Below are 23,034 nucleotides of genomic sequence, written 5' to 3'. Positions count from 1 at the left end.
CATGAGGCGGGGGATGAGTACCACAGGGGCAGCGAAGGCGTCGGGGTCATCGGGTTCATCGAGTTCATCAGGATCGCCGGGTTCATCAGGTTCGCCGGGTTCGCCGAGGTCGGCGAAGATCGTTTCTTTCTACTCGTTCAAGGGCGGAGCCGGCCGCACCATGGCCCTGGCGAACGCCGCCTGGATCATCGCCAGCCAGGGCAAATCAGTGCTGGTCATCGACTGGGACCTGGAGGCGCCCGACCTGCACCTCTACTACGGCGCCTTCCTCCCCGTCTCCGACCTCAGCTACGCCGACGGTGTGCTGGACATGTTCTCCGCCTTCGCCGGCGCCGCCGCCGACATCGGCGACGACGACCTGCGGGCCCTGCACCCGCAGCACACCGACTTCGAGCGCTACCAGATCGACCTCGACCACACGTTCCCCAACGGCGGGCGGCTGCACTACATGGGCCCCGGTCGCATGGACGAGGAGTACGCAAACCGCCTGGCCGACTTCAACTGGACCGGATTCCACACCAGCGACGACGGCCAGGAGTTCCTGCAGGCGCTGCGGGAGCGACTGCACGACAGCGACTACGACTACATCCTGATCGACAGCCGTACCGGCTTCTCCGACGGTGCCAGGATCTGCACACTCGCCCTGCCCGACAAGGTCGTCATCGCCCTCACCATGAACCCGCGGGCCATCCAGGGCGCGCGCAAGGCCGCCGAGCTCATCCGCCAGCACCGCCCGGGCACCGAACTGCACTTCGTGCAGATGCGGGTGGACCAGAACGAGCGGGACCGGCTGAACCAGCGCTTCATCGAAGCGCGTCAAGCCCTCGACCCCTATCTCGGCATCACGGACGAGGACGCGTTAGCCACCTACTGGGGGCAGATGCGGGTGCCCTACGTGCCGTACTACACGTACGGCGAGGAGCTCGCCGTGATGCGGGAGGACCCCCGCGTCAGCGGCGGCATCGCCGCGGCCTACGTGCACCTCGTCGACCGGATCACCGACGGTGAGATACGCGACGTCCAGCCTCCGTCGCCCCAGAACTACCTCGCCTACCGCCGGCTCCTCGAGCAGCGCGAGCGCCAGCAGGCCGAGCAGGAGACCGAGCCCTGCACCGTCACCCTGCTGCACGCCCCCAACGACCAGCTGTGGGCGGACTGGATCGGGGAACTCCTGCGGCCGACCCGGATCCAGATCGTCCCGCCGGGCGACAAACCCGCTGACTCGCTGCCCGACACCACCTACGTCCTCGCTCTTCTCTCCCCTCACCTGGCCGGGACACCGGCGGGTGACACCGTCGCGCGTCTCACCACCGGCGCGCCCGTCGGCAGCGGGCCGGGCGACCAGCGGATCGTCGGCGTGCGGGTGGGCACCGCACGGCTCGCGCCGCACTTCGAATTCGGCCGGCAGAACACCATCACCCTGGACGGGCAGAGTGAGGACGTGGCCCGCCAGGAGCTGCTCAGCCACTTCGGGCTGCCCACCGACACCCCGACGGGCTCCGCCTGGGCCGGGCCCCGCTTCCCCGGACTCCAGCCGGCGGTGTGGAACCTGTCGATGCGCAACACCGGGTTCATCGGGCGCGTCGACCAGCTCAACGCGCTGAGAGAGGGCTTCGACCACTCCGGGCCTCAGGTGCTGTGCGGCCTGACCGGTGTGGGCAAGCGGCAGATCGCCCTGGAGTACGCCCACCGGTTCGCCTCGCAGTACGACCTGGTCTGGTGGGTGCCGGCCGGGACCGTCGAGAGCATCCAGGACTCCCTCACCAAGCTGGCCAGGGCGATCAACGCCAAGAGCGACGGCCGGCGCACCAGCGAGGACCGGCAGACACTGCTGGACGACCTGCGGCGGGGATCGCATCCGGGACTCCGCCGGTGGCTGCTCGTCTTCCACGGCGCGGCCGACCGGCAGACCGTGGAGGACTACATCCCCACGGGCGGCTCGGGCCATGTCCTGATCACCTCGAACGACACGGAGTGGGACGCCCCGTACACGAAGCACGTCGTCGCCCCCTTCTCTGCCGAGGAGAGCGTGGCCCTGCTCAGCCACCGGCTGCCCGGCTCCTGCGAGGAGGAACTGCTGCGGCTCGCCGAACGGCTCGGGCACCTGCCGATCGCGGAGGAGGCGGCCGCCGCCGTCCTGCGGACCTGCCCCCAGGACATCGACCCGTACATCGCCCTGCTCGACAGCGGCCAGATGGCTTCCCAGGTAGCGGCCGTGCCCGAGTACCGGGACTTCACCGCCGTCTGCCGCCTCGCCTACGACGACCTCCGGCACCGGTCTCCGGCGGCGGCACGGCTCCTGGACCTGTGCGCCTTCCTGTCACCGGACGGCGTCGGCATGAACATCGTCCAGTCGGACAGGATGGTGGAGCTGCTGAAGCCCTTCGATCCCGAACTCGGCAGCTCCGTCTTCACCCTGTACCGCCATCTCAACCTCCTCGGCAAGCAGGCGCTCGCCGTCCAGGACCACCCCTCCCACACGCTCATGATCTGCCGCGTGGTGCAGGATCTGGTCCGCGGCTGGATGTCCGAGGAGGAACGGGCCACCACCCGCGCCGAGGCCCTCGGGGTCCTCGCCTCGATGGTGCCGAACGATCTCGAACGCCACCGGCCGAAGCACCACGACACCTTCGCGGAGCTCGACAAGCACGTCATCGTCTCCGGGGCCCTCGAGAGCACGGACCCGGAGGTCCACCGCTGGCTGGTCAGCCAGGTCTACCACCGCTGGATGTCGAACGACTGGGTGGGCGCGCGCGAACTGGGCGAACGGGTCCTGGAGCGCTGGCGGCAGTCCCTGGACCCGGAGCACCTCATGGTGCTGCGCATGGAGTCCCAGCTCGGCGCGGCCTGCCGGCTCCTCGGCGACTACCGCACGGCGCTCGGACTCACCACCCACGCGGCGACCACCCTGCGCAGCAAGGGCAGCAGCCAGGCCGACATCCTGCTGGCCCGCCGCGGCTACGCGGCCGACCTGCGGGCCGCGGGCAAGTTCAAGGAGGCCTTCGACGAGGACCGGGCCACCTTCTCGGGACTGCAGGACGCCATCGGTGAGAACGCCAACGGAACGCTGGCCGCCTCGCACAACCTCGCCCTGTCCAAGTTCTACTTCGAGTCGGTCCAGGCCGCCATCCTCCAGGAGCAGCAGGCGCACGAGCGGCGCGGGCAGAGCGCCCCCGACAAGGACCCCGACCCCAAACGATGGGTGTCGTACGCCCACCTCGGCACCTACTACCGGGAGTCGGGCGACCTGGACACCTCGGAGCGGTACCTGACGGAGGCACGCAACCACCTGAACAGGCTGCTGGACTCCGGCTCCCACCACACGCTGGGCGCGGTCGCCAGCCTCGGCATGACCATGGTGCGCCAGGGCGACGTGCGCCACGGCCTGCCGCTGCTGAAGGACGCGTACGTCTCCTACCGCGATCGGTGGGGCGAGAAGCACCCCCGCACGATGTCCTGCCGGCTGTCCCTCGCCATCGGTCTGCACGCCCAGGGCCGGACCCTCGACGCGGTGGCCTACACCCGGGACGTCCTCGGCCACTACATCGACGTGTTCGGCGACGACCACCCGTTCACCGGCATCTGCCGCAGCAATCTCGCGGAGTATCTGCTGGTCTGCGGGGACGCGGAGGAAGCGAGCAAACACGCCGGCAAGGCGGTGCTCCAGTTGAGGGACACCTTCGACCGCAAGCACCGCTACACGCTGGTCGCGCGGATGAACCAGAACAACTGCCTGGCCGCGCTCGGCTCCCTTCCCACGGCCGAGCTGGCGCAGGTGGACCAGGACATCCACGACGGCTGCAAGGAACGGTCGGCGTGGGGCGAGAGCCACCCGGTCACCCTCATCGCCATGGCCAACCTGCTCGCCTCCCGTCCACCCACCGACGGCGAACCAGCGGCAAGCCTGAGGCGCAAGGTCTCCGAATACCTCCCGAAGGACCACAGGCTCGCCCGGGCACTGCTGGCGGAGCCCTATCAGAGGATTGGCGCCGATCTGGAGGTGCAAGGTGTCTGACCCTTCCACGGCACCGGCGTACGCCCCGGCGCGCGAACTGGACGGAGGCAATCGACGGATGGGTGAACTCGACTTACAGCTCCGGCGGTTACTGCAGTCGTGCGGTGTGGAACACCTCGCGTTCTACGATCGCGACCGGGCGAAAATGGTCGTCGCCGAAACCCCGCAGGCGCACTCGCAACCGCCGGACAAACTCCCGGCCGCCCCCTCGCCAAGCGGTCTGGAACGCGCCGGACGGCAGCTTTTCTACATTCTTGAAGAATTGGCGCCGGATTTCGCGGAACTGCGCACGGGCGCACTCATACGCACGGTCGTGCGTGTGCCGAGGGACAGCGCACTTCTCTATCAGTCCGTCGCCACGGGATTCCATCTCTGCTGCGCCACGCCGCGGGACCAGGTCACCGAGCTGATCGCACGCATGACGGAAGGCATCGACGACCTACGGCCGGCCGTCCCCTTCAGCCTGCTTCCGCACCGCTCGTACCTGAGCAGGTACATGACGGAGAACACCCGTACGGCGAAGCCGGGCCGCACCGCCAACCGGGTCCCAGAGGTCACGACCACCTCTCCGGCCACGGGCACCTCTGGGACCTCCAGCACCTCCCGTGCCACGGATGTCACCGATGTCAGCCCCTACACAGTGGACTCCCCAGCCGGGACGCCCGCCGAACTCCAGGATCTTCTGCGCACGGCCCTCGGCGTCGAGGGCCTGCACTACGTGGCCCACTACGCCGCCGGCGTGCCCACCTGCACGGCCGACATCTTCCGCCACCGGGCCCTGAGCAGCCACTTCGGTACCTCCACCACACCACAGCAGCGGCGGGACAAGTACAGCCTGCTGGGTCAGCTCCTGCCCGGCGTCACCCGCCGCATGGACACCTCCCTGCACGCCCTCCTCGAAGGCCGGATTCATCAGATCGTCCTGAACGTGGACCAGGGGGCCGTCTACTTCCAGCAGCTCAAGGACGGCCACTACCTGGTCGCCGTCTCCCTGGACCACTCCCGGCTGGCGGAGGCGGACAGGCACCTCGAACGCCTCGCCGCAGACCTGGCGCGCGAATAGAGCCCTGCCTCCCGGCTCCACGCGGTCCCGGCGGAGGTCCGCTGACCTCCGGTCGGGCATGGTTCTCGCTGCGGTGGCAGCGGATGAGCTGCCCTGGCAGCCGGGGCCGCCCTGGCGCCTCCGGCTGCCGCACCGGTCGGCCGCGGCAGGAGCCAGTGATCAGACACCGGCACCGATCCCACCTGACCCGCTACACTGTCGGCGGCGGCCAGGCTGCCGCCCCGCCTTCGTAGCTCAGGGGATAGAGCACCGCTCTCCTAAAGCGGGTGTCGCAGGTTCGAATCCTGCCGGGGGCACAGCAAAAGGGCCAGCTCAGGAGGTTTCCTCCCAGGCTGGCCCTTGGTCATTTCAGCGCCTTCCGAGCCTTCACCCAGTCGTCCCTCCGCCGCAGTTGCCCGCCTCTGCGGATGGACGAAAACGTGTGTCTCGGTCGGCAGCGGCGAAGTGCTCGAGATGATGCGTGACCGCGTCGAGGAGTGTCTGGATCACGTCAGGTCAGGAGGTACGCCTCCAGGATCGTCACCGCGTAGGTGTTGCCGGTGGTGTCGGTCAGGGTGGATTTGAGGGAGACCGAGCGGGCGTTCTCCGGGTGGGTCAGGGTGAGGGTCCTTTTGCCGTGGGTGGTGGTCACTGGGGCGGGGGACCAGGTCTTGCCGGCGTCGTAGGAGACCTTCACCGTCAGGGATTTCAGGTCAGTGGCCGCCGGGCCCTGGAGGGAGAGGGGGATCGTGGTGCGGCGGCCCGCGGGGGCCGTGCCGGTCGGGGTCAGCTTCGGGTGGAAGCGGACCGTGGAGAGGGGCAGGGAGCCGGAGTCGGACGGGCTGGATGTGAAGGTCCAGGCCGCTGTCAGGCGGCTCGTGGTCGTGGCCACGCCTGGCGGGCGGGTCAGGTTCGTTCGGATCGTGTAGCGGGCCGGGACGGACGGGAGCTTCTCCACGGTCTGGCAGAGGTCGCCGTCGTTGTCGAGCAGGTTGCTGCCGTCCGCGGTCACCGTGGTGTGGCGTTTCGCTGTGGAGGAGGCGGGGTGTCCGCTCCCGTCGGCGAGGTCGGGGACGCACAGGTCGAGGGTGTCGCCGTCGCGCTGTGCGCCGTACGGGCCGCCGGTGATCGGGCTGAAGACGCCGACGTTGTACGTCGCTGCGTAGGTCCGGCCCGCTTGGTACGACCTCGCGCTCTCTGTGCCGTAGAAGACGTCCTCGTCGTCTCCGGAGGCGTTTCGCTGGCCCAGGTTGGCCGTCCACTTGAAGCCCTTGGGCGTGGTGACGTAGATCTTCGCGGTCGTCGGCAGCGGGAAGGGGGCGCTCACGGTGCCCAGCGACAGGGTGGGGCCGCTCCACAGGACGTTGACGATGCCCTTGCGGTGCGCGACGGACGAGCCGAAGTTCCGCTTCAGCAGGGCCAGTTCGTTCATGCGCGTGGTGTGCCGATAGCCGGTGGGGAAGCGGTCGGGCAGGTTGTGGAGCAGGTGGTAGGTGGTGCTGCCCTTCTGCCACAGGCCGCCGAGCTGCGTGCTGAGCCTCCCGGCCGGGGCGCTCGGTCCCAGGGTCGCGGTGCGCAGGTTCTTGAACGTTCCCCAGAACAGGGTGCTGTTGTGCGCTTCGCTTCCGGTGTCTCCGTTGCCCACGGCGAGGTTGAGCTGGCCGTCGGACATCTTCGCGCCCTGCGGCGCGGTGATCCGGACCGGCTTCGCCTTGCGCGCGTCGAAGACGACCGTGGTGTCCCCGGTCAGCGAGAGCCGCGGCCGGACCAGCGCGGAGGTGCCCCCGGCGTCGTCCATCACGGTGTCCACGACGTAGTCGCCGCGCGGGATCCGCACCCGGTACACGCCCTTGGAGATCTGCTCGGAGTCCCTGAGGTTCGTGGTCCAGTACGTGCCCGAGTACCCGAGGATCTCGGTCAGCGGAGCGGTCACGGGCCGGCCGCCGCGGTCGAGGAACTTCAGGGTGAGGTCGTATGCCTCTGCCTCGCGTACGAGGCCGAGAGCGGTCCGTACGGCAGCGGGGTCGGCGCCGGTCCGCGCGGTGGCGACCAGCGTGCCCGAGTATGTGCCGTCCGCCGCCTCGACGCGGGTGTCCGCGGTGAGGTCGACGCCGGCGGTGCCGCCCGGCGGGACGGTGAGCTGTGTGGTGCTCAGCGTGAACATGCCTTCGGGGGCCGTGCTGCCTCCGGGGCCGGTCGCGGTGGCTGTCAGGTCCAGGGTGACGGGGTGGTCGCCGTCGTTGCGGTAGGTGATGTGCCGGGTGAGCGGCCGGTCGTCGGTGTGGGGCCACAGCTGCTTGCCGAAGGACACGGAGGTCTGTTCGCTCGCCACCGCCCCCTGAAGTGCCCGGGACACGTCGAGCCGGCCCGTCCCCTGCTGGTAGCCGGTCGCGCCGGTGGTCGGGGTGGTGGACGCGGTGAGCGCCTGCTTGATCCGTGCGCCGGTCCAGTCGGGGTGCCGCTGGGCGAGGATCGCGGCCGCCCCCGCCGCATGTGGTGTAGCCATCGACGTACCGGACATGGAGACATAGCCGTCGGCCGCCGGGTCGCCCAGGTAGCCGTGCGCCGCCTTCGCCGAGACGATGTCCACGCCCGGTGCCGTGAGGTCCGGTTTCAGCGCGCTCTCGGCGGTCGGGCCGGTGCTGGAGAAGTCGGCGAGCCGGTCCTCGCCGTCGACGGCGCCCACGGTGAGCGCCGACTCCGCGGCCCCCGGGGAGTCGACGGTTCCCGCGTCGGGGCCCTCGTTGCCGGCCGCGGCGACGGTGAGCATGCCGGTGCTCTTCGAGAGGGCGTTCACCGCCGCCTCGACCGGGTCCTCCCCCGGGGTGTCGACCTGGCCCAGGCTGAGGTTGGCCACCCTGGCGCCCTGCCCGGCGGCCCACTCCAGGCCGGCGATGACGCTGGAGTCGCTGCCCTCGCCGCTGTCGTTAAGCACCTTGGCGTTGAGGATCCCGGCACCGGGCGCGACGCCCTTGTACCGGCCGCCGGAGCGTGCGCCGGAGCCCGCCAGCGTCGCGGCCACATGGGTGCCGTGGCCGGCCATGTCGTCGGTGCCGGCAGCGCCGGTGAAGTTCTTCGACGCCTTCACCACCGAGGCGAGGTCCGGGTGGGTGGTGTCGACGCCGGTGTCCAGGACGGCGACCTTGACGCCCTTGCCGTCGTATCCGGCCGCCCAGGCGGCCGGGGCGCCGATCTGCGCCACGCCGCCGCCCGCTTCCCCGGCCTTCGCGCCGTCTTCGTCCGCCGGCGCCTTGAACCGGCCGTCCAGCCAGACCCGCGCGACTCCCTGCTCCTCGGTGAGGGCCTGCCACATGTCGTCGGCCCCGGCCTTGGGCACGGTGATCGCGGCGCCCGCCACGCTGGGCAATTCCCGGCGCACGGTGGCGTCCGCGTCCGCGACCAGTGACTTCTGCGTACTCCTGCGCTGGGCGGACTTGCCCTCGTACGACACGATCAGCGGGAGCGTGGCGCGCCGGGTGTCGTCGTAGCCAGCGCGTGCCAGGCCGCTGACGTCGAACAGCCGCATGTCCAGGACGCCTTGGCCGATCAGGGCGGCGGCGTCGGCGGGAACGACGTACTGATCGCCCCCGACGCCGCGCACGGACACCGGGATGTGCTCGCGGCCCGGTGCCCGCCGTACGCCCGTCACCCGACCCCGGGGGTCCAGCCGGACCCGGTCGCCGGTGAGGAGGGTGACGTACCGGCCGGCCGCGGAGGCGGAGCCGGCGGTCCGCGTGCCGAGGGCGGAGCCGCCGGGCGCCGCGACCGTGGCGGTGTCCTGCGTCCGTACGCCGAGGCCGGAGCCCGTGGCCGCCACCGAGACGCCCGTCATCAGCCCCGCCACCAGCAGGGCGGCCAGCGAGGCGCTCGTGGTTCTGTCGCGCATTCAGCTCGCCTGCCCGGGGAGCTGCTTGTTGGCGTCGACGACCGCGCGCTCGGTGATCGCGCTGGTGTGCGTGACGGTACCGACCTTGAGGGGATCGCCCGCCGTGGCCTTGACTACCACGATGCGCTCGCCGAGGAACCGCAGCGTCTTCTTGTCGAAGATCCACTCGATACGCTCGCCGTCGTTCTCCCGCGCGATCGCGACCCCGTGCCGGCCCGTGGCGTCGACCGCGTCATCCACCGAGACGACTCCGGGGATCTTTGCCGCGGCCTTGTAGAGGGCGGCGCCGACCTCGGCGGGCGGGTAGCTCTCGAACAGCAGATCGCCGATCGCGACGAAGGCGGCCTGGTCGCGCGGGACTTCGGGGTCCCGGACGGCGTCCGACTCTCGGTAGATCCGCTGGAGCAGCGTGTCGGGGTCGGTCGGCAGTTCGGCCAGGGCGTTGTAGGCGCCGGTGAACGGGGTGTCGCCCTTCAGGGTGATGCCCTTGTCGCTCGTCTTGCCGGCCTCGATCAGCCAGCCGTCCCTGCCGTCGAGGGAGTTCCAGACCTGGCGGGAGTGCAGCTCGTCGCTGACCACCTCGCTCTTGTCGCCCTCGGTCTTGATGTAGGTGTCGGCCACCTTCGAGGCGATGTAGATGTACTGGCCCTTGCGCGGGGTGGGCGCGGAGGTGTCGGCGGCGGCCAGGGAGATGCGTTCGAGGAGCTGGGGGGCGCCCTTGGGGTCGGCGACGCCGATCGTGGTGGTCAGTGCGGGGCCGGTGGCCAGGGCGGTCCTGCCGTCGTCCGCGCCGCCGCCGGTGAGGGCGAGGCCGCCCAGGACCGCGCCGGCCAGGGCGAAGGCCGCGGCGGGCAGGAGGATCGTGCGGCGCAGGAACGGGTTGGAGCGCTTCACGGGCGCGGCCGGAGAGGTGGCGGACGTACGCGAGGAGGTACGGAGGTCTTCGTGGATCCGGGCCATCATCTGCTCCTTGTGGAACTGGTGGCGGCCCGCCGGCAGATCCCGCTCGGCGGAGGGCAGCAGACTCTGCGTCTCCGTCCACTCGGCCGGGTGGGGCCGGTGGGAGGGGCTGGCGTTCATCGGTTTCCTTCCTGTGCGGACCGGACCGCGTATCCGCGATCACCTGTTATCTGCCGGTTCGTGCGGGTGGGTTCCCGTTTTTCTCCGAGCAGTTGGGCGTCGGTGAGCTTGCGCAGCTTGGCGCGGGCGCGGGAGAGGCGGGAGCGGACGGTGCCGACCGGGATGCCGAGGGCGCGGGCCGCCTCGGCGTACTCCAGCCCCTCCCACAAACACAGCGTCAGGACCTCACGCTCGGGGCGCTTGAGCAGGCTGAGGGCGGCGAGCGTGGCGTTGATACGGCGCCGGTCGTCCAGGCGTCCGGCGGTCTCCTCGGCGTGGTCCTCGACCCGTTCCTCGGCGGCGTGCGCGGCGGCCGCGGCGCTGGCCGCGTTGCGGTAGCGGCGGTTGCTGCGGTGGTGGGAGCGGGCGACGTTGGTGGCGATACCCAGCAGCCACGGCCGCAGCGAGCCGCCTTCGGCCTCGACCGAGGCCCGGCGCCGCCACGCCTCCATGAAGGTCGTCGACATCACGTCCTCGGCCAGCGACCAGTCGGCGGTCAGCCGGAAGGCGTGGTTGTACACCGCGCGGGCGCACGCGTCGAAGAGTTCCGCGAAGGCGTCCGGATCTCCGTTTCGCACCCGGGTTCGCATATCTGTGGTCACGTCTTGAACTGTCGTACGGTGCGGGCGAGTTCCGGTGAGACACGTCACATCCGTCGTACAGGTCACCGGGGCGGTGACCTGTACGAGGACTCGGTGGACATGGCAGCCGCTCAGCCGCGCACCGCTCAGGCTGCGAGGCCCCAGAGCAAGGCGCCCGAGCTGATGCGGGGCCCGGTCCGGGGGTGCGCAGGCTGGTCGAATAGCTGTTGGAGGTGTCGAGGCCGAACGCGGGCGCGGAACAGGCTCATCCGGCAACGCCCACCGGCACGGGCGGGCGCCGGTCTCACCGACGGTGAACGGCGCCGTTGTCGTCGTACGCAAACCAGGCCCGGGCTTCGGCAGAGCTGCTCGCCCACGGGCCGCAACACTTGCGGACCGGAGCGGCCGAGAACCGACGGGGCCAGGGCCTCGGGCTGACGATAGCGCCGGTCCAGGCACAAGCCATCCAGGCCGCCCGGAATAGATCTCCCTCGCCCGGCGATGCTCCGCCCTGTCCCGAGTGCAACAGCCCCTGTTGTCGCGCGGCCTGGTGCTCGCCGGGCAGGACGACGACGGCCCAAGGGGTGAGCGTTGATGGAACTCCTAGAGCGGGTGTCGCAGGTTCGAATCCTGCCGGGGGCATCAGCCAAAAGGCCCCGGACTGATCATAGTCCGGGGCCTTTGGCATCTCCTTCTGACATCAACGTGGGCAGTCGAGAGTTCCCGGGATACCGCTCATGCCTCGGACTCCGTGTCCACGCAGTGCCGTGCAGCGGCGATCAAGCGGGCGACCGAGAGCGGAGCGCACAGCACTGCGGCCGCGTCCATCGGCACCGACCAGTAAGAGGCGAACCCGTGCTCTTGGTTCACGGCATCCATCCGAGGCACTCCCAGGTAACTGCCCCGACCGAGGCACTCCACCCCAAATGCACTCCACGTGTCGGCCATCTGTTGCAGCGTCGCCGGCATGCTGGCGGGTACCAGCGCGTAGTACCGCGCGAAGCGCGGGTCACAGATCACTGGTCCGCCGCCGAGGACCTCGGTCAGGAAGTCGTCCAAGCAGGCAACCTCGACGCTGGTGATCAGAGCTGTCAGCAGGCGCTCAGGCATCCGTACGGCGGAGAAGAGCCCACCTAGCGGCAGTATCGCCACCCGGTGCTGCTCCCACTCCCACCGGGCCCGGTCCCGGAGCGGGCCCGGCAACGTCGCAAGCAGCCAGTGCTCCGTGGCAAGGCGACGGTCCGCAGTGGAGTGGATGAACACGCCGGGCTCCGCCCCCGTCGGGCGCAGAACGCTGAGTGCGCCCGAGGCTTCCCCCGGCTGAGTACCTGGTGCCGTATCGGCGTTCACGACTACACCTTCCCTATACGCTCAGTTGTCATGCCGCTACTGGAACGGTAGAAAGCGCTGATCAGCGCATGAAGTGACTGGCGGTACAGGTATGGACGTGGTCCACGCGGGGACAGGTGGTTGAGGTGCCGTCATTTCCAGGACGAACCCCGACTGGCGGTCGGGGTGCCTCCTCGCGCCCCCGGATCGGACTCGTCTCCGGATACACGTTCCGGGTCATCCGGGAGCAGCTCGGCCGGACGCAGGACGACGTGGCCGAGCGGTTGGAGGTCTCACCGGACACGATCGCGGGTTGGGAGTCCGGGCCCCGACCGCTGCCCGCGTTGCCGGTCGGGCAGATGCTCGTGCACAGGCACCGACTCATGCAGATGGGCACCTCCCCCGCCCTGCTTAAGGCCCTTGAGAGAGCGACAGAGGCTGACGTTCTCCTGGCCGGCGCCTTGGATGAGGAGACACCCGCCGACCAGAGCCCGCTCGGAGCGTGGGTCATGCGGCGCGACTTGGTCGAGGTCCTCGCGTGGCCGCTCACGCGGGTTGCGCCACAGCCTATTCGCGACCTGCCCGCGCCCCGGCGGCCCCGCCGAGGACCCGTACCGTCAGCGCCCGAGCTGCCTGCGACCGACCTGCGCAGGTTCTTCGCACGGATGCGGGAGACCGCAGAACAGGCGCGCCGCGAGGAGCAGTTCCTGCTCCGGCGCCAGGCGCTGCACCTGTCCGGCTATGACGACCAGGCGGACACTTCCGAGTGGCTCGCCCACCAGCAGGCCATGGAACGGCCCGGAGGCTGGCTCGTCGACTGGCTGAACGCCCGCTCCGTAGCAGCCGTCGCCGCGCGGCAGGGCGACCGTGAGCGAATGGGCCATTTCATCGACACCGTCCTTCTGGACGACGACCGTGGCGAGGCCGCGAACCTGAACTACTGGGCGTACTGGGTGGGCGAGAGCCACCACCTCGAACTGTCCGACGACTTCATCGCTTCCCACGAGCCTGGACACTGGCCCGGGGACAAGCTGCTCTCCCACCTCGCAAACGGGCTGGCTCCTCAACTCGGGTACGTCGAACTGACCATCCACTCCCTGTGGTCCCTGCTTGCCATCCGGCCGCACCTGCTCAAGTCCGGGGCAGCGACCCGAGCCCTACGCGACCGGCTGCCGGTGATGTTGGATAGCCAGGGGTTGTCGGCTCGCGCTCGCCGTGAACTGGACAGCATCAGGTATGCGATCCGCCTTGCCGAGGCGTGAAAGGAGACTCGACCGTGGCCGAAGAGCTGACCCAAGTGGCACGGTTCCTGTACGAAGCGGGGACGCTCAAGCAGTCGAAACGCACCGGGTGGTGGATGGCGGGCGTGCGCGACCCGGAGAGCGTTGCCGAGCACTCCTGGCGCACTTCGCTGATCGCATCGATCATCGCCAAACTGGAGGGGGCGGACCCTGCCCGTGCCGCGTTCCTGGCGGTGTGGCACGACTCGCAGGAAACCAGGACCGGAGACGTGAACCACCTGGCCAAGAAGTACGGCGCCGGTGAAGCCGACCCGGCCGTGGTCACCGCCGACCAGGTGGCCGGCATGCCGGAGGCGCTCGCGTCCACTGTGCGAGAACTGATCAGCGAGTACGAGGCCCGGGAATCTCCCGAAGCGATCTGCGCGCGGGACGCGGACAAGCTGGAGTGCATGCTGCAGGGCATCGAGTACAAAGCTCAGGGCTACGAGCACGCACAGCGGTGGATCGACAACAGCCGCGGTCGCCTCGTCACGAAGACGGCCAACGAACTGGCCGACCAGCTGCTGGCGACCGACCCCTTGGACTGGCTGCGCAGCACGCTGGGCGAATTGAGCTGACTCTCACTGTCACTCGCCCACCGCCAGCAGCACTGAACCGCCGTAAGCCCCAGCCGACAGACTGAGTTACAACTTTCTCTACTGGTTCAAGCCCCGGCTGCGCTCCGCTGCGCCGGGCGCGCTCCCGGCTCCGCCGCGGGCGACGCTCCTGCCTTCGGCCCGCTCCGCGCGGGCTGCGCCGACGCGCCCACACGTGGACAGGGCCGGAGGTCATGAGCCGAGCACCGTCCGCACGGTAGGGGTCACTGCTGAAGCGATGCCCGAAGCAGCTCCATAAAGATAAATACTCAATTTTTGAACCGTCTCGTCATTTTCAAATCCCTCCGACCTGCCTCCAATGGCGCATCCTTAAAAGGAAGATTACGCTTGACGGAGGGATTCCTCTGTCAACGGTATCGACCGAACAGGTGGTTGGTCGATCCACTCAGACGACGTGTGAGCAGGTGGCATTATGCCCCGATCGATAGCTGTACTTACAAATCTCCACTGCTTCGCAACCGAAGATGACGGCGGCACCGACGAACTGTACATGACCGCCAATGGGCATCGGTTCTGGCCTGATCACGGAATCTTCTCCATGTCCAATGGTGAAGATGCCCCGAACAACGCCCCCATGCACCTCGAACAAATAATTCCTCCCGGCGGATCCGTACGCATCGAACTTTTCGATGCGGACAGCCCCGATCAGGATGACAACCTGGGCGCAGTGACGATCAGGGAATTCGATGCTGGACATGGAGATCTCACAGCAGACTTCACAGCCGACGAGGCGCACTACAGGTTGACCTACCACGTTGAGTAGCGACCTGCTCGGTCATCGTCCTCGCTGCCTCGCTGCTGAGCCGCCCGCGGACCTTACGAGCACGCTCAAAGACGGCCAACGCTGACATCCTGCGACAGGTAAGTCGTCTCGCGGCGGTCTGCCCAGTTCCGGAGCTGTTCCGTTGACATCCAGCGCTGACATCAACAAGCCCGGACGGCGGCACACAGCTGCACTAATGGAACCGACGGACCAGCCAACGATGGCATCAGGGGCGGGCGTAGATCGAACTCCTGAAGCGGGTGTCGCAGTTTCGAATTCTGCCGGGGGCACGAGCCGAAAGGTCCCGGACCGATCATGGTCCGGGGCCTTTGGCTTCCACTTCTGACATCAAACGTGCGCGGTCACTCGCGGAGGGGGGTCCTGAGCAGGGGATCCATGTGGCTCATGGCCTCGCGCTGCGTGTCCTGAACGACGCGGGTGTAGACGTCCATGGTGATGCTGATCTGGGAGTGGCCGAGGATCTCCATCACGACGCGGGGCGCGACTCCGGCCGCCGTAAGCAAGGTGGCCGTTCCATGGCGAGCGTCGTGCGGCCGGATCACACGGAGGCCGGCGGACTGGGCGACGCGGGTGAAGGAGCGGTACAGGATGCGCGGCTCGACAGGCTGACTGGTGCGGGTGGCAAAGACGTAGTCCGACTCCTGCCACCTCTCCCCCGCCTTGGCGCGAGCGTCCGCCTGCCTCAGGCGGTGCCAGGGCAGGGGTGCGATGCAGAGAGCGGGCAGAGGGACTACGCGGCGACGGCGGCGTTCGGGATCGTCGTTGTCCAGGTGTTGGGACTCTGCGAAAGTCGCCAGTCCGGCACTTCGCTCCACGTGCTTGCAGGATCAACCAGGTAGCGGAAGATCCGACACGGATCGAGCCCTCTCGCTGACGCGCTACTCGGGTGGATCGGTGTCGTAGTCGTGCCGGGCCTGCTCGACCTTGTCCAGGTTGCCGGCAGCCCATTCGGCGAGGTGAGCGAAGAGTGGGGCCAGACTGCGACCCAGCTCGCTGATCTCGTACTCGACCCGAGGGGGGACCTCCGGGTGGTACGTACGCACAACCATGCCGTCGCGTTCCAGCTGCCGCAGCCGCTGGGTCAGTACCTTCGGTGTGATCGTGCCGATCCGTCGTTGCAGCTCGACGAACCGTTGCCGGCCATGCCTGTTGAGGGTCCAAAGGATCGGCGTCGTCCACCGGCTGAACACGATGTCCACGACCGCACTGGTCGGACAGGCGAGCTCCGGGTCGGTCTCCGCGGCTGCCACCCAGTCAGCATTGCCGGCCACGCACGCCCCCTTGAGATAGTCACTTTCCTCTAGGTACCTACTATATCGACGGTGTTAGCGTCCCCGTGTCGCCCGGAGAGCAGCTCTCCACGACGGTCCCGCCCACTCGGGTGGCCACAACCATGCTGAACTGAAACGGGAGTTGTTCATGTTCGTAGTGACGGGGGCAACCGGCAACGTCGGCCGATCGCTCGTGCAGGCCCTCGCGGCAACTGGTGCGCAGGTGACCGCGACATCCCGGGGGATCTCGGACGCGGATGTGCCGGAGAACGTCGAGTACAGGCGGGCGGACCTGGTCGATCCTGAGAGCCTTCGGCCCGTATTCGACGGAGCCGACGCGCTGTTCCTGCAGAACGGCGGCCCCAGCGCGCACCTGCTGAGCCCACAGGACATCCTCGATGTCGCCAAGGCCGGCGGCGTCGACCGGGTCATCCTGCTGTCCTCCCAAGGAGTTGCGACCCGCCCCCGGTCGGCCTCCCACGGGGATACGGCACGCGCCATCGAGGACGCCGTCCAGCAATCAGGCATGGCCTGGACGATCCTGCGGCCCGGTGGCTTCAACTCCAACGCGTACGCCTGGGCCGAGTCGGTCCGCGCCCGCAGGACCGTCGCCGCGCCGTTCGCCGACATCGGCCTGCCGACCATCGACCCGGACGACATCGCCGAGGTCGCCGCCGCAATCCTGCGCGAGGACGGCCACACCGGACAGATCTACGAGCTGACCGGTCCCGCACTCACCACGCCCCGTCAGCGGGCCGAGGCGATTGCCGACGCACTCGGCGAACCCGTCCGGTTCATCGAGCAGACCCGCGACGAGGCCCGTGCGCAGATGCTGCAGTTCATGCCCGAGCCCGTGGTCGAGACCACGCTGACCATCCTCGGCGAGCCCACCCCCGCCGAACAGCGCATCAGCCCCGACGTCGAGCAGGTCCTCGGCCGCACGCCCCGCACCTTCGCCGACTGGGCTCAGCGTCACATCGCCGCCTTCCGATGAGACCGCTGTCTCCGGCCACGGCAACCCTGGTCGAGCTTTCACGTCCCACTGTCGACCGCACTCGGGCAGTTCGCTCACCTTGGAGTGGGGATCCAAGGTGAGCAGGTCCGGAGAACTGCTGAGCAGGGGTGGGGAGTGTGCTGCGCCAGGTCGGCGGCACGTGATCAGCTTGGCGTGTGGAGACCATCATCGCCAGTGCCATAGCCGTTCTGGGGACCTTACTCGGCTCGGGGCTCACCCTGGCGTTTCAACAGCGCACCACCGACAAGGGGCATCAGTTCACCCGCCACGAGAGGCTCCGCCAGGAGCGACTCGATGCCTACTCCGCCTACGCCGGCGCACTCATCAACTACCGCCGCTGCCTGGTACATCTCTGGTTCTGCGAACACGAACAACCACCACACGAGGACCCCGGCGTGGTGCGAGTCCGCGCATACGACCTGCGTTCCAACGCCCAGGAAGCCCTCTTCCGGATGCAGATGCTCACCGATGACGAAGCCTTGAGCCAGGCGGCAGAAGCTGTACTTGCGGACGTCACAGCTCTGCCCAAGACGGACAGCAGAACCGAACTGGACCAGCGCAGGGTCAAGACCCGCGACGACATCAGTCAACTGGTCAGAGCGTCCAAGCGCCATCTCTGACACGCCTGCCAACGCGCCTGCACGTATGGTCAGTCCGGCAGAGCCAGACATCCAAGGCCTCATGGAGAGAGCAGTTCAGATGGTCACGGAGGGTCTTGAGACCCCGGGTGATTGGGTTGCTGACGATCTGCTCGTCGGCAACGTCGACTGCGGCGCCATCGGTCGTGACTGCGAGTGCAGTGTCATGGATAGGCCCGGACAAGCGCACCAAGAACGGCTCACAGTTCTTCTGGATCGCTTTGGAACTTCTCACGGAAACGACTGACGATCCTATAATACTCCTCGTCAGCGATTCCACCGTCCCGGATTCTCTTGCGGTGGTTCTCCATTTTGGACAGATAACTGCCGGCCATCATCCTTGAAAGGAAAAGCATCACGACGAGCAGCACGCTGACACCGCAGCTCAGGATGCAGAACCGGGCCAGCCCTGGTTCATCCGCTCCATTCTTTTGCGCTGCCCAATTCAGAACAGCCCCTAGGGTAGTCAGGTCGAGAGCAGTGGTGGTCAACCAAAGCGCATAGATGGCGAAACCATAGAACGCCATTCGATCGCGGAACTGATGCCAATCGGTCACTGCCTGCAACAGGGCTACCCGGCGCTCAGGCGGCAGCGGTTGGGCTCCGTCCCTTAGCGCTTGAGTGGCCTCTGTAAACTCTGAGGCATACATGGCTCGGACTCGGTCGTCGACACTGGTGATGAAGTGCATGGCGTTCGCGACCTCTACCGCACCGATCACCAAGAGGGCGACCATCGCCGACGCCATCATCGAGGCGTAGTCAGAGGACATGGCCAAATCGTCTGGCGAACGCCACCAGGACAGGCCGTGGTTGATAAAGAAGTCCAAGCTCTGCCTCCCCACCCGAAACTGGATAGCTGCGAGCTTAGCGGTGGGTCACAAGGAGTCTGAGAAATTTGCAGTAAGCGCCTTTGGGGAGGCGGTTGTGCCTACCGCGGCCGGCGCGGCTTCCCCTGGTCGACGACATGGCAGCGTGGCAAAGGCCGGTGGGGGTGCAGCGATGCATACGCGCGTACGCGGCCGGTCGGCGCGCCCACCGACCGGGCGCCGGCCGCCGCCGAGCGGTCAGGTGCTCCGGTGCGGACGGGCGCGGCCGCCCGGAGGGTAGCGAAGAGCCTCGTCTGCCAACAGCGTCCGGCCTCGGCGGTCGAGTTCGCGACGGCGGCCGCGCGGCGCCGTGCGGACGGGCTCACCGACCGCGGGGCGCTCGGACGGTCCACCCTCGGAATGCTGTACCCGTCCGCCGCGCTCGCCGAGTGCTCGCAGGCGCGGGCCCCGGGCGCCGTCGTCGACCCCGGGTCGGCGGCTTCACTCGCCCCTTCTGGCTCCGGGACAGCTGCGCTGGTCAACGCACGCTGAGGTCACGGACTCACGCATCACAAAGTAGGGGAAGTCAGCCCCTATGCACCTGACTGTGATCACCAATCGGCCGCTGCCCGATAACTTTTTGACCGGTGAAATCAAGCCATCTATATTCCGCGCTGGCTTGATCTTTTCGGACAGGCCTCACCGCTCTTGTCCCTGGGGGGACCCATGCACTGGTACATCGACGTCCTCAAGAAGTACGCCACCTTCAGCGGCCGCGCCCGCCGCCAGGAGTACTGGATGTTCACGCTCATCAGCTCGCTCATCTATGTCGTACTGATGGCCATCGACATCAGCACCCTCGGCACCGGCGTCATCGCCGTGATCTACGAGCTCGCCGTCCTGCTCCCCAGCCTCGCGGTTGCCGTCCGCCGCCTCCACGACACCGAGCGCTCCGGCTGGTGGCTGCTCATCGCCCTCATCCCGCTGGTAGGCGCCATTATCCTGCTGGTCTTCCTGGCCAGCGACAGCAAGGGAGAAGCGAACGGGTACGGCCCGAACCCGAAGCTGGCCGCCGCGGCTGCCTGACATTCCCTCACTCACGGTGGCCTGTCACGCCTGCTGCCCCAGCAGGGGGTGACAGGCCACCGTTGATGACCGTTCTCATAAGAGTTGCGCCAACCGCAGGCTTGATAGCGATCAACTCACCGCGGTCGGGTACGGCTCGAAGTACCACCCGAGCAGGGGCGCTGCGCTTACGGTCGAGTGCCGTCGATGCGCTCGAGCAGCGTTCGGGCTTCGACGGTGCGGCTGTGGTCCGGGCCGAAGGAGGCCAGGCAGGCTTCGTGAGCGGCTGCGGCCTTGCGCCGGGCATCGGGAGCGCGGTGCAACCCCAACAGGGCGTTGGCAAGAGCCAGTTCGACGGCGCCCGTATCCGGATGGCGCTGGTCATCGGGCAGAGCGCGGCGCAGCTTGTCGGCGCCCTGCGCCTCGGTGAGGGCCTCTTCGTGACGGGCTTGGCCGTTGAGGCTGCGAGCCAGGCCGAGTCGCAGGACGACGGACGCCCGGTCACGTACACGATGGGCGGCCAGGGCCTCGCGGGCGAGTGCTTCGGCCTCCTGGTGGCGCCCCTGCGCGTTGAGGGCGAAGACCAGCCCGTTGCGGGCGGCCGCTGCCAGGAATGACATCTCCGGGCCGGTACCGCGGCCCGCGGCCTCGGCGACGGCCGCGCATTCTGCCTCGCACTCGGTGTACCGGCCGAGCGAGGTCATCTGCTGGGCGCGGTCCGAGCGCAGCTTCAGGGTCAGCCAGTGATCGGCTCCGAATATCCTGCTGAAGGCGGGAAGCGCCTCGTCGTAGGTGGCGAGTGCCTCGGCGTGGCGGCCTTGGTCGCCCGTCGCGAGCGCGGCGATGTTCAGCGCCACGGCTGCGTACGCGTCGTCGCGTGGCCGCGAACGGGCCACGGCGCGGGCTTCGGCCTCCGCCTCGGCATAACGCCCGGCTTCGTACAGGGCTTTGGCCTCAGCCACAGGCGTTCCCGCCATTCGTTGGGCGTCGCTTCGGCCACGCCGCCGTAAGAATCTCATGACCGGGAGCATACGGATGCTGCGCAGGCTGCTCGGCCAAGAGGCAAGGAGGTGGCCGGCAGCCCAGTGTCCGGACTCTCACACCGGGGCGGCGCCTCGGGCAGGTGAGCCGTCCGGCGAGGGGCGGGTGCGGGCCTGTGGGCGCCAGGTCGTGACGAGGGCAGCGGCGAGGAGCAGTTCGGCGATGTCGCCGCCGTAGTACATGATCTCCGCACCGCCCTGGACTTCGGGCACGGGGGCGTGGACGTCGACCCAGAAGCCGCCGTACATCAACTGCGAGATCACCGCGTGGGCGGCGATGGCCACGCCCAGCCAGACCAGACGGGCTCGGACGCCGGGCCGGGCCGGCGCGGGGTCGACTCCGGCGATCACGTAGGCGAAGAGGCACCCCGACAGCAGAAAGTGCAGGTGCAGCAGCCAGTGCCCGGCCGGGTGGGCCGTGGCGGCGTTGTAGAGGGGGGTGAAGTAGAGGACCGCGAGGCCGCCGGTGGACAGCACAAGGGCGACGGCCGGGTTGGCCACCAGCCGCACGGGGCGGCTGTGGACGACGGCGGTGAGCCGGCGAGCGTGAGCGGTGGGCAGTGTGCGCAGCAGCAGGGTGACGGGGGCGCCGAGCACCAGGGCGAGCGGTGCGTACATGCCGATCAGCAGGTGCTGCAGCATGTGCCCACGGAAATCGGCGTGCGCGAACGGGGCGACCGGCGGCAGAAGTGCCGTAGCCAGCAGGGCCAGTCCGGTGAGGAAGCCCGCGGTGCGCCGACGGCTCCAGCCTCGTACCGGATTGCGGAGCCGTGCCCGCTGGGCCAGGTACAGATACGTACCGGCGCACAGCAGTAGCGCGAGGGCGGGCGGCAGTGTCTCCGGCACACTGCCGGCCGGGTCATGTGCGGGGACGAGGTGCTCGTGGTGCATCAGGCGGTCCGCCGCGTCTGGCTGGCGGCGGGGGCCTCGGGGTCGAAGGGCTGTCCGCCGCGCTGGAGCAGCCGGCCGCCGGCCATCAGCAGAGCGCCGAGCAGCAGGAAGCCCAGGTCCCACCAGATCCGGCCGTCACCGGCGTGGACGTGGTGGATGCCCAGGATGTGGTGGTTCAGTACGCCCTCGACGAGGTTGAACAGCCCCCAGCCGGCGAGGACCCAGCCCCACAGCACCCGGGAGGTCCACACGCGGCGCCGGTTGTGGGTCACCCTGGAGTACAGGATCGCGAGCCCGGTCAGGACGGCGAGCCAGCACACCACGTGGAAGATGCCGTCCCACACGGTGTTCATCTGCAGCCCCGACACGGTATCGGGGTTGTAGTACTTCACTCCGATACGGTCGTCGTCGGTGCTGGTGAGCATGTGATGCCACTGCAGCAGCTGGTGCAGGACGATGCCGTCGACGAACCCGCCGAGCCCCACCCCCAGCACGATCCCCGGCAACCGCAGCCCGGCCGGAGCCGTATCCGCAACCCTGGTCTCACCCGCGGTGGTCACCATCGTCCTGCCTCCCGTCCCCTCAGCACCCTTGTTGCCTCCTTCGGCTGTGCGGGTTCCCCGCCGGGCGGCCGTACTCGGGTGCGACACAGTCCGTTCCTCGTCACGGTCTATCAGCTCGCCGGCCAGGCTGCGGCCGAACTTTCGGCCGTTTGGCGGGGCTCGTCCCGCGAGCGAGATCAGCCTCAGTCGCCGCTTCGTCGTGGGCACCACGGCGCCCTGACCTCAAGCGGCCGAGAGGTGAGGGGACGGCGCGGCGCGATGCCGTCCTGCGAGCCGTCGTGCGGCACGCCGCCCGCTGCCCACGCCGCGTCCGCGCGCTCCGCCCGCTCGCGGACACCGCTCCGGTTCATCGCCCCCATGACGGAGCGAAGGCCAATACCTCATACCCGAGCGGGGGTCGGACACCGACTGACATGATGAACGCATGTTCGTGCAGCTCCTCGCCGCAATCGGTGTGCTTGCCGTCCTGACCATGGTTCCGGGCCCGGACATGGCTGTGGTGACGAAACGAGCTGTGGCATGCGGCTGGCGGGACGGACTGCGCACGGTCGGGGGGATCACGGCCGGCCTGCTCACCTGGGGCGTGCTGACGGTGGCCGGGCTGGCGGCCGTGCTGGCCGCATCCGCTACCGCCTACACGGTGGTGAAGCTGGCCGGCGCCGCCTACTTGGTCTTCCTCGGAGTGCAGGCGCTGGTGCACAGTCGGCGCCACCGTGCCGGTGCCCCCGCCGAAGCCGGTCCGGCTCCCAAGGGAAATCCGTGGCGAACGGGCTTTGTGAGCAACGTCTTCAACCCGAAGATCGCAGTTTTTTATACGGGGCTGCTGCCCACGCTCGCACCGTCCGGCATGGCGCCGCACACCGGAATGCCTCTCCTTGTCCTCCTGCATGCGGTACTCACCCTCGCCTGGCTCAGCGGCTACGTGCTGTTGCTGGCCAAGGCCCGCGCGCTCTTCGAAAGGCCTGGCGTGCGGCGGGCCTTGGACCGTGTCACCGGCGTCGTTCTGATCGGGTTCGGCATCAAGGTCGCCGCGACGCGGCCATGAGCATTCCGGCATGGCGGCGTGTGGATCCACCACGGGGGCGTGGGGAG

At 68.6% G+C, this 23,034-nt stretch carries 19 protein-coding genes, 2 tRNA genes and 1 pseudogene; 11 read left to right on the top strand and 11 right to left on the bottom strand.

What is annotated here, in order from left to right; genetic code table 11:
- Position 1 precedes the first annotated feature (1 nt).
- The 3 genes from fxsT (at position 2) to IE212_RS15730 (ending at position 5,374) form a co-directional block, all read left to right on the top strand.
- On the top strand, positions 2-4,015 hold the full coding sequence (gene fxsT, locus IE212_RS15740; protein WP_308430213.1) for an FxSxx-COOH system tetratricopeptide repeat protein: 4,014 nt from the start codon (positions 2-4) through the stop codon (positions 4,013-4,015).
- 319 nt (positions 4,016-4,334) lie between these two features.
- Positions 4,335-5,078 carry a hypothetical protein gene (locus IE212_RS15735; protein WP_190198456.1) on the top strand — a complete coding sequence of 248 codons (744 nt, stop codon included), beginning with the start codon at positions 4,335-4,337 and terminating at the stop codon, positions 5,076-5,078.
- Between the two features lie 223 nt (positions 5,079-5,301).
- Positions 5,302-5,374: transfer RNA gene (locus IE212_RS15730), tRNA-Arg, on the top strand.
- A gap of 194 nt (positions 5,375-5,568) precedes the next feature.
- On the opposite strand, the gene IE212_RS15725 is transcribed toward IE212_RS15730, so the two are convergent.
- Genes IE212_RS15725 through IE212_RS15715 form a run of 3 tightly spaced genes read right to left on the bottom strand, consistent with a single transcriptional unit; the run spans position 5,569 to position 10,664 of the window.
- A complete protein-coding gene (locus tag IE212_RS15725; protein ID WP_190198455.1) occupies positions 5,569-8,943 on the bottom strand; it encodes a S8 family peptidase in 3,375 nt (1,124 codons plus the stop codon).
- The gene (locus IE212_RS15720; protein ID WP_190198454.1) at positions 8,944-10,023 is read right to left on the bottom strand and encodes a CU044_5270 family protein; all 1,080 of its coding nucleotides are present in this window, start codon (positions 10,021-10,023) and stop codon (positions 8,944-8,946) included.
- Positions 10,020-10,664 carry an RNA polymerase sigma factor gene (locus IE212_RS15715; protein WP_190198453.1) on the bottom strand — a complete coding sequence of 215 codons (645 nt, stop codon included), beginning with the start codon at positions 10,662-10,664 and terminating at the stop codon, positions 10,020-10,022. Before IE212_RS15715 ends, IE212_RS15720 begins: the two co-directional genes overlap by 4 nt.
- 507 nt (positions 10,665-11,171) lie before the next feature.
- On the opposite strand from IE212_RS15715, the gene IE212_RS15710 reads away from it, so the two are divergent.
- Positions 11,172-11,285: transfer RNA gene (locus IE212_RS15710), tRNA-OTHER, on the top strand.
- Between the two features lie 93 nt (positions 11,286-11,378).
- Here IE212_RS15710 and IE212_RS15705 read toward each other — a convergent pair.
- Positions 11,379-11,906 carry a hypothetical protein gene (locus IE212_RS15705; protein ID WP_229864348.1) on the bottom strand — a complete coding sequence of 176 codons (528 nt, stop codon included), beginning with the start codon at positions 11,904-11,906 and terminating at the stop codon, positions 11,379-11,381.
- Between the two features lie 272 nt (positions 11,907-12,178).
- Here IE212_RS15705 and IE212_RS15700 point away from each other — a divergent pair, with 272 nt between their 5' ends.
- Positions 12,179-13,234 (top strand): helix-turn-helix transcriptional regulator, encoded by a 1,056-nt coding sequence (locus IE212_RS15700; protein ID WP_190198647.1) that lies wholly within the window; start codon positions 12,179-12,181, stop codon positions 13,232-13,234.
- 14 nt (positions 13,235-13,248) lie between these two features.
- Positions 13,249-13,830 (top strand): HD domain-containing protein, encoded by a 582-nt coding sequence (locus tag IE212_RS15695; protein ID WP_190198452.1) that lies wholly within the window; start codon positions 13,249-13,251, stop codon positions 13,828-13,830.
- A 424-nt stretch (positions 13,831-14,254) separates the two neighbouring features.
- Here IE212_RS15695 and IE212_RS15690 read toward each other — a convergent pair whose 3' ends face one another.
- The 3 genes and pseudogenes from IE212_RS15690 to IE212_RS15680 form a co-directional block, all read right to left on the bottom strand.
- Positions 14,255-14,566, bottom strand: a complete 312-nt coding sequence (locus IE212_RS15690; protein WP_190198451.1) for a hypothetical protein — start codon at positions 14,564-14,566, stop codon at positions 14,255-14,257.
- Positions 14,567-14,994: 428 nt separating this feature from the next.
- Positions 14,995-15,423 (bottom strand): annotated as a pseudogene (locus IE212_RS15685) (tyrosine-type recombinase/integrase); the annotation flags it as partial.
- A gap of 108 nt (positions 15,424-15,531) precedes the next feature.
- Entirely contained in the window at positions 15,532-15,924 is a 393-nt protein-coding gene (locus IE212_RS15680) for a winged helix-turn-helix transcriptional regulator (protein ID WP_190198450.1), read from the bottom strand.
- Positions 15,925-16,072: 148 nt separating this feature from the next.
- Between IE212_RS15680 and IE212_RS15675 the strand changes: the two genes are divergently transcribed.
- Together IE212_RS15675 and kilB are read left to right on the top strand one after the other, a co-directional pair.
- Positions 16,073-16,918: an SDR family oxidoreductase gene (locus tag IE212_RS15675; RefSeq protein WP_190198449.1), complete on the top strand. Its 846-nt coding sequence runs from the start codon at positions 16,073-16,075 to the stop codon at positions 16,916-16,918.
- A 176-nt stretch (positions 16,919-17,094) separates the two neighbouring features.
- Positions 17,095-17,559, top strand: a complete 465-nt coding sequence (kilB, locus tag IE212_RS15670) for a plasmid transfer protein KilB (protein ID WP_190198448.1) — start codon at positions 17,095-17,097, stop codon at positions 17,557-17,559.
- Between the two features lie 218 nt (positions 17,560-17,777).
- Here the strand turns inward: kilB and IE212_RS15665 are convergent, their stop codons facing one another.
- Positions 17,778-18,404, bottom strand: coding sequence for a hypothetical protein (locus IE212_RS15665; protein WP_190198447.1), 627 nt, complete (start codon positions 18,402-18,404; stop codon positions 17,778-17,780).
- A 249-nt stretch (positions 18,405-18,653) separates the two neighbouring features.
- Here IE212_RS15665 and IE212_RS15660 point away from each other — a divergent pair, with 249 nt between their 5' ends.
- Together IE212_RS15660 and IE212_RS15655 are read left to right on the top strand one after the other, a co-directional pair.
- Positions 18,654-18,935 (top strand): hypothetical protein, encoded by a 282-nt coding sequence (locus IE212_RS15660; protein WP_190198446.1) that lies wholly within the window; start codon positions 18,654-18,656, stop codon positions 18,933-18,935.
- Positions 18,936-19,109: 174 nt separating this feature from the next.
- Positions 19,110-19,469 carry a DUF805 domain-containing protein gene (locus tag IE212_RS15655; RefSeq protein WP_190198445.1) on the top strand — a complete coding sequence of 120 codons (360 nt, stop codon included), beginning with the start codon at positions 19,110-19,112 and terminating at the stop codon, positions 19,467-19,469.
- A 167-nt stretch (positions 19,470-19,636) separates the two neighbouring features.
- Here IE212_RS15655 and IE212_RS15650 read toward each other — a convergent pair whose 3' ends face one another.
- The 3 genes from IE212_RS15650 to IE212_RS15640 form a co-directional block, all read right to left on the bottom strand.
- Positions 19,637-20,425: a tetratricopeptide repeat protein gene (locus IE212_RS15650; protein WP_190198444.1), complete on the bottom strand. Its 789-nt coding sequence runs from the start codon at positions 20,423-20,425 to the stop codon at positions 19,637-19,639.
- A gap of 120 nt (positions 20,426-20,545) precedes the next feature.
- Complete coding sequence (locus tag IE212_RS15645) at positions 20,546-21,379, bottom strand: cytochrome c oxidase assembly protein (protein ID WP_190198443.1); 834 nt, start codon at positions 21,377-21,379, stop codon at positions 20,546-20,548.
- Complete coding sequence (locus tag IE212_RS15640; RefSeq protein WP_190198442.1) at positions 21,379-21,942, bottom strand: DUF2243 domain-containing protein; 564 nt, start codon at positions 21,940-21,942, stop codon at positions 21,379-21,381. Before IE212_RS15640 ends, IE212_RS15645 begins: the two co-directional genes overlap by 1 nt.
- A gap of 424 nt (positions 21,943-22,366) precedes the next feature.
- Here IE212_RS15640 and IE212_RS15635 point away from each other — a divergent pair, with 424 nt between their 5' ends.
- A complete protein-coding gene (locus IE212_RS15635) occupies positions 22,367-22,987 on the top strand; it encodes a LysE family translocator (protein WP_190198441.1) in 621 nt (206 codons plus the stop codon).
- The last annotated feature ends 47 nt before the right edge of the window (positions 22,988-23,034 follow it).

Source organism: Streptomyces djakartensis, from assembly GCF_014651075.1.
Classification (GTDB): Bacteria; Actinomycetota; Actinomycetes; order Streptomycetales; family Streptomycetaceae; genus Streptomyces; species Streptomyces djakartensis.
The sequence above is the reverse complement of the archived record's forward strand: the minus strand, read 5'-3'. Positions and strand labels throughout refer to the sequence as shown.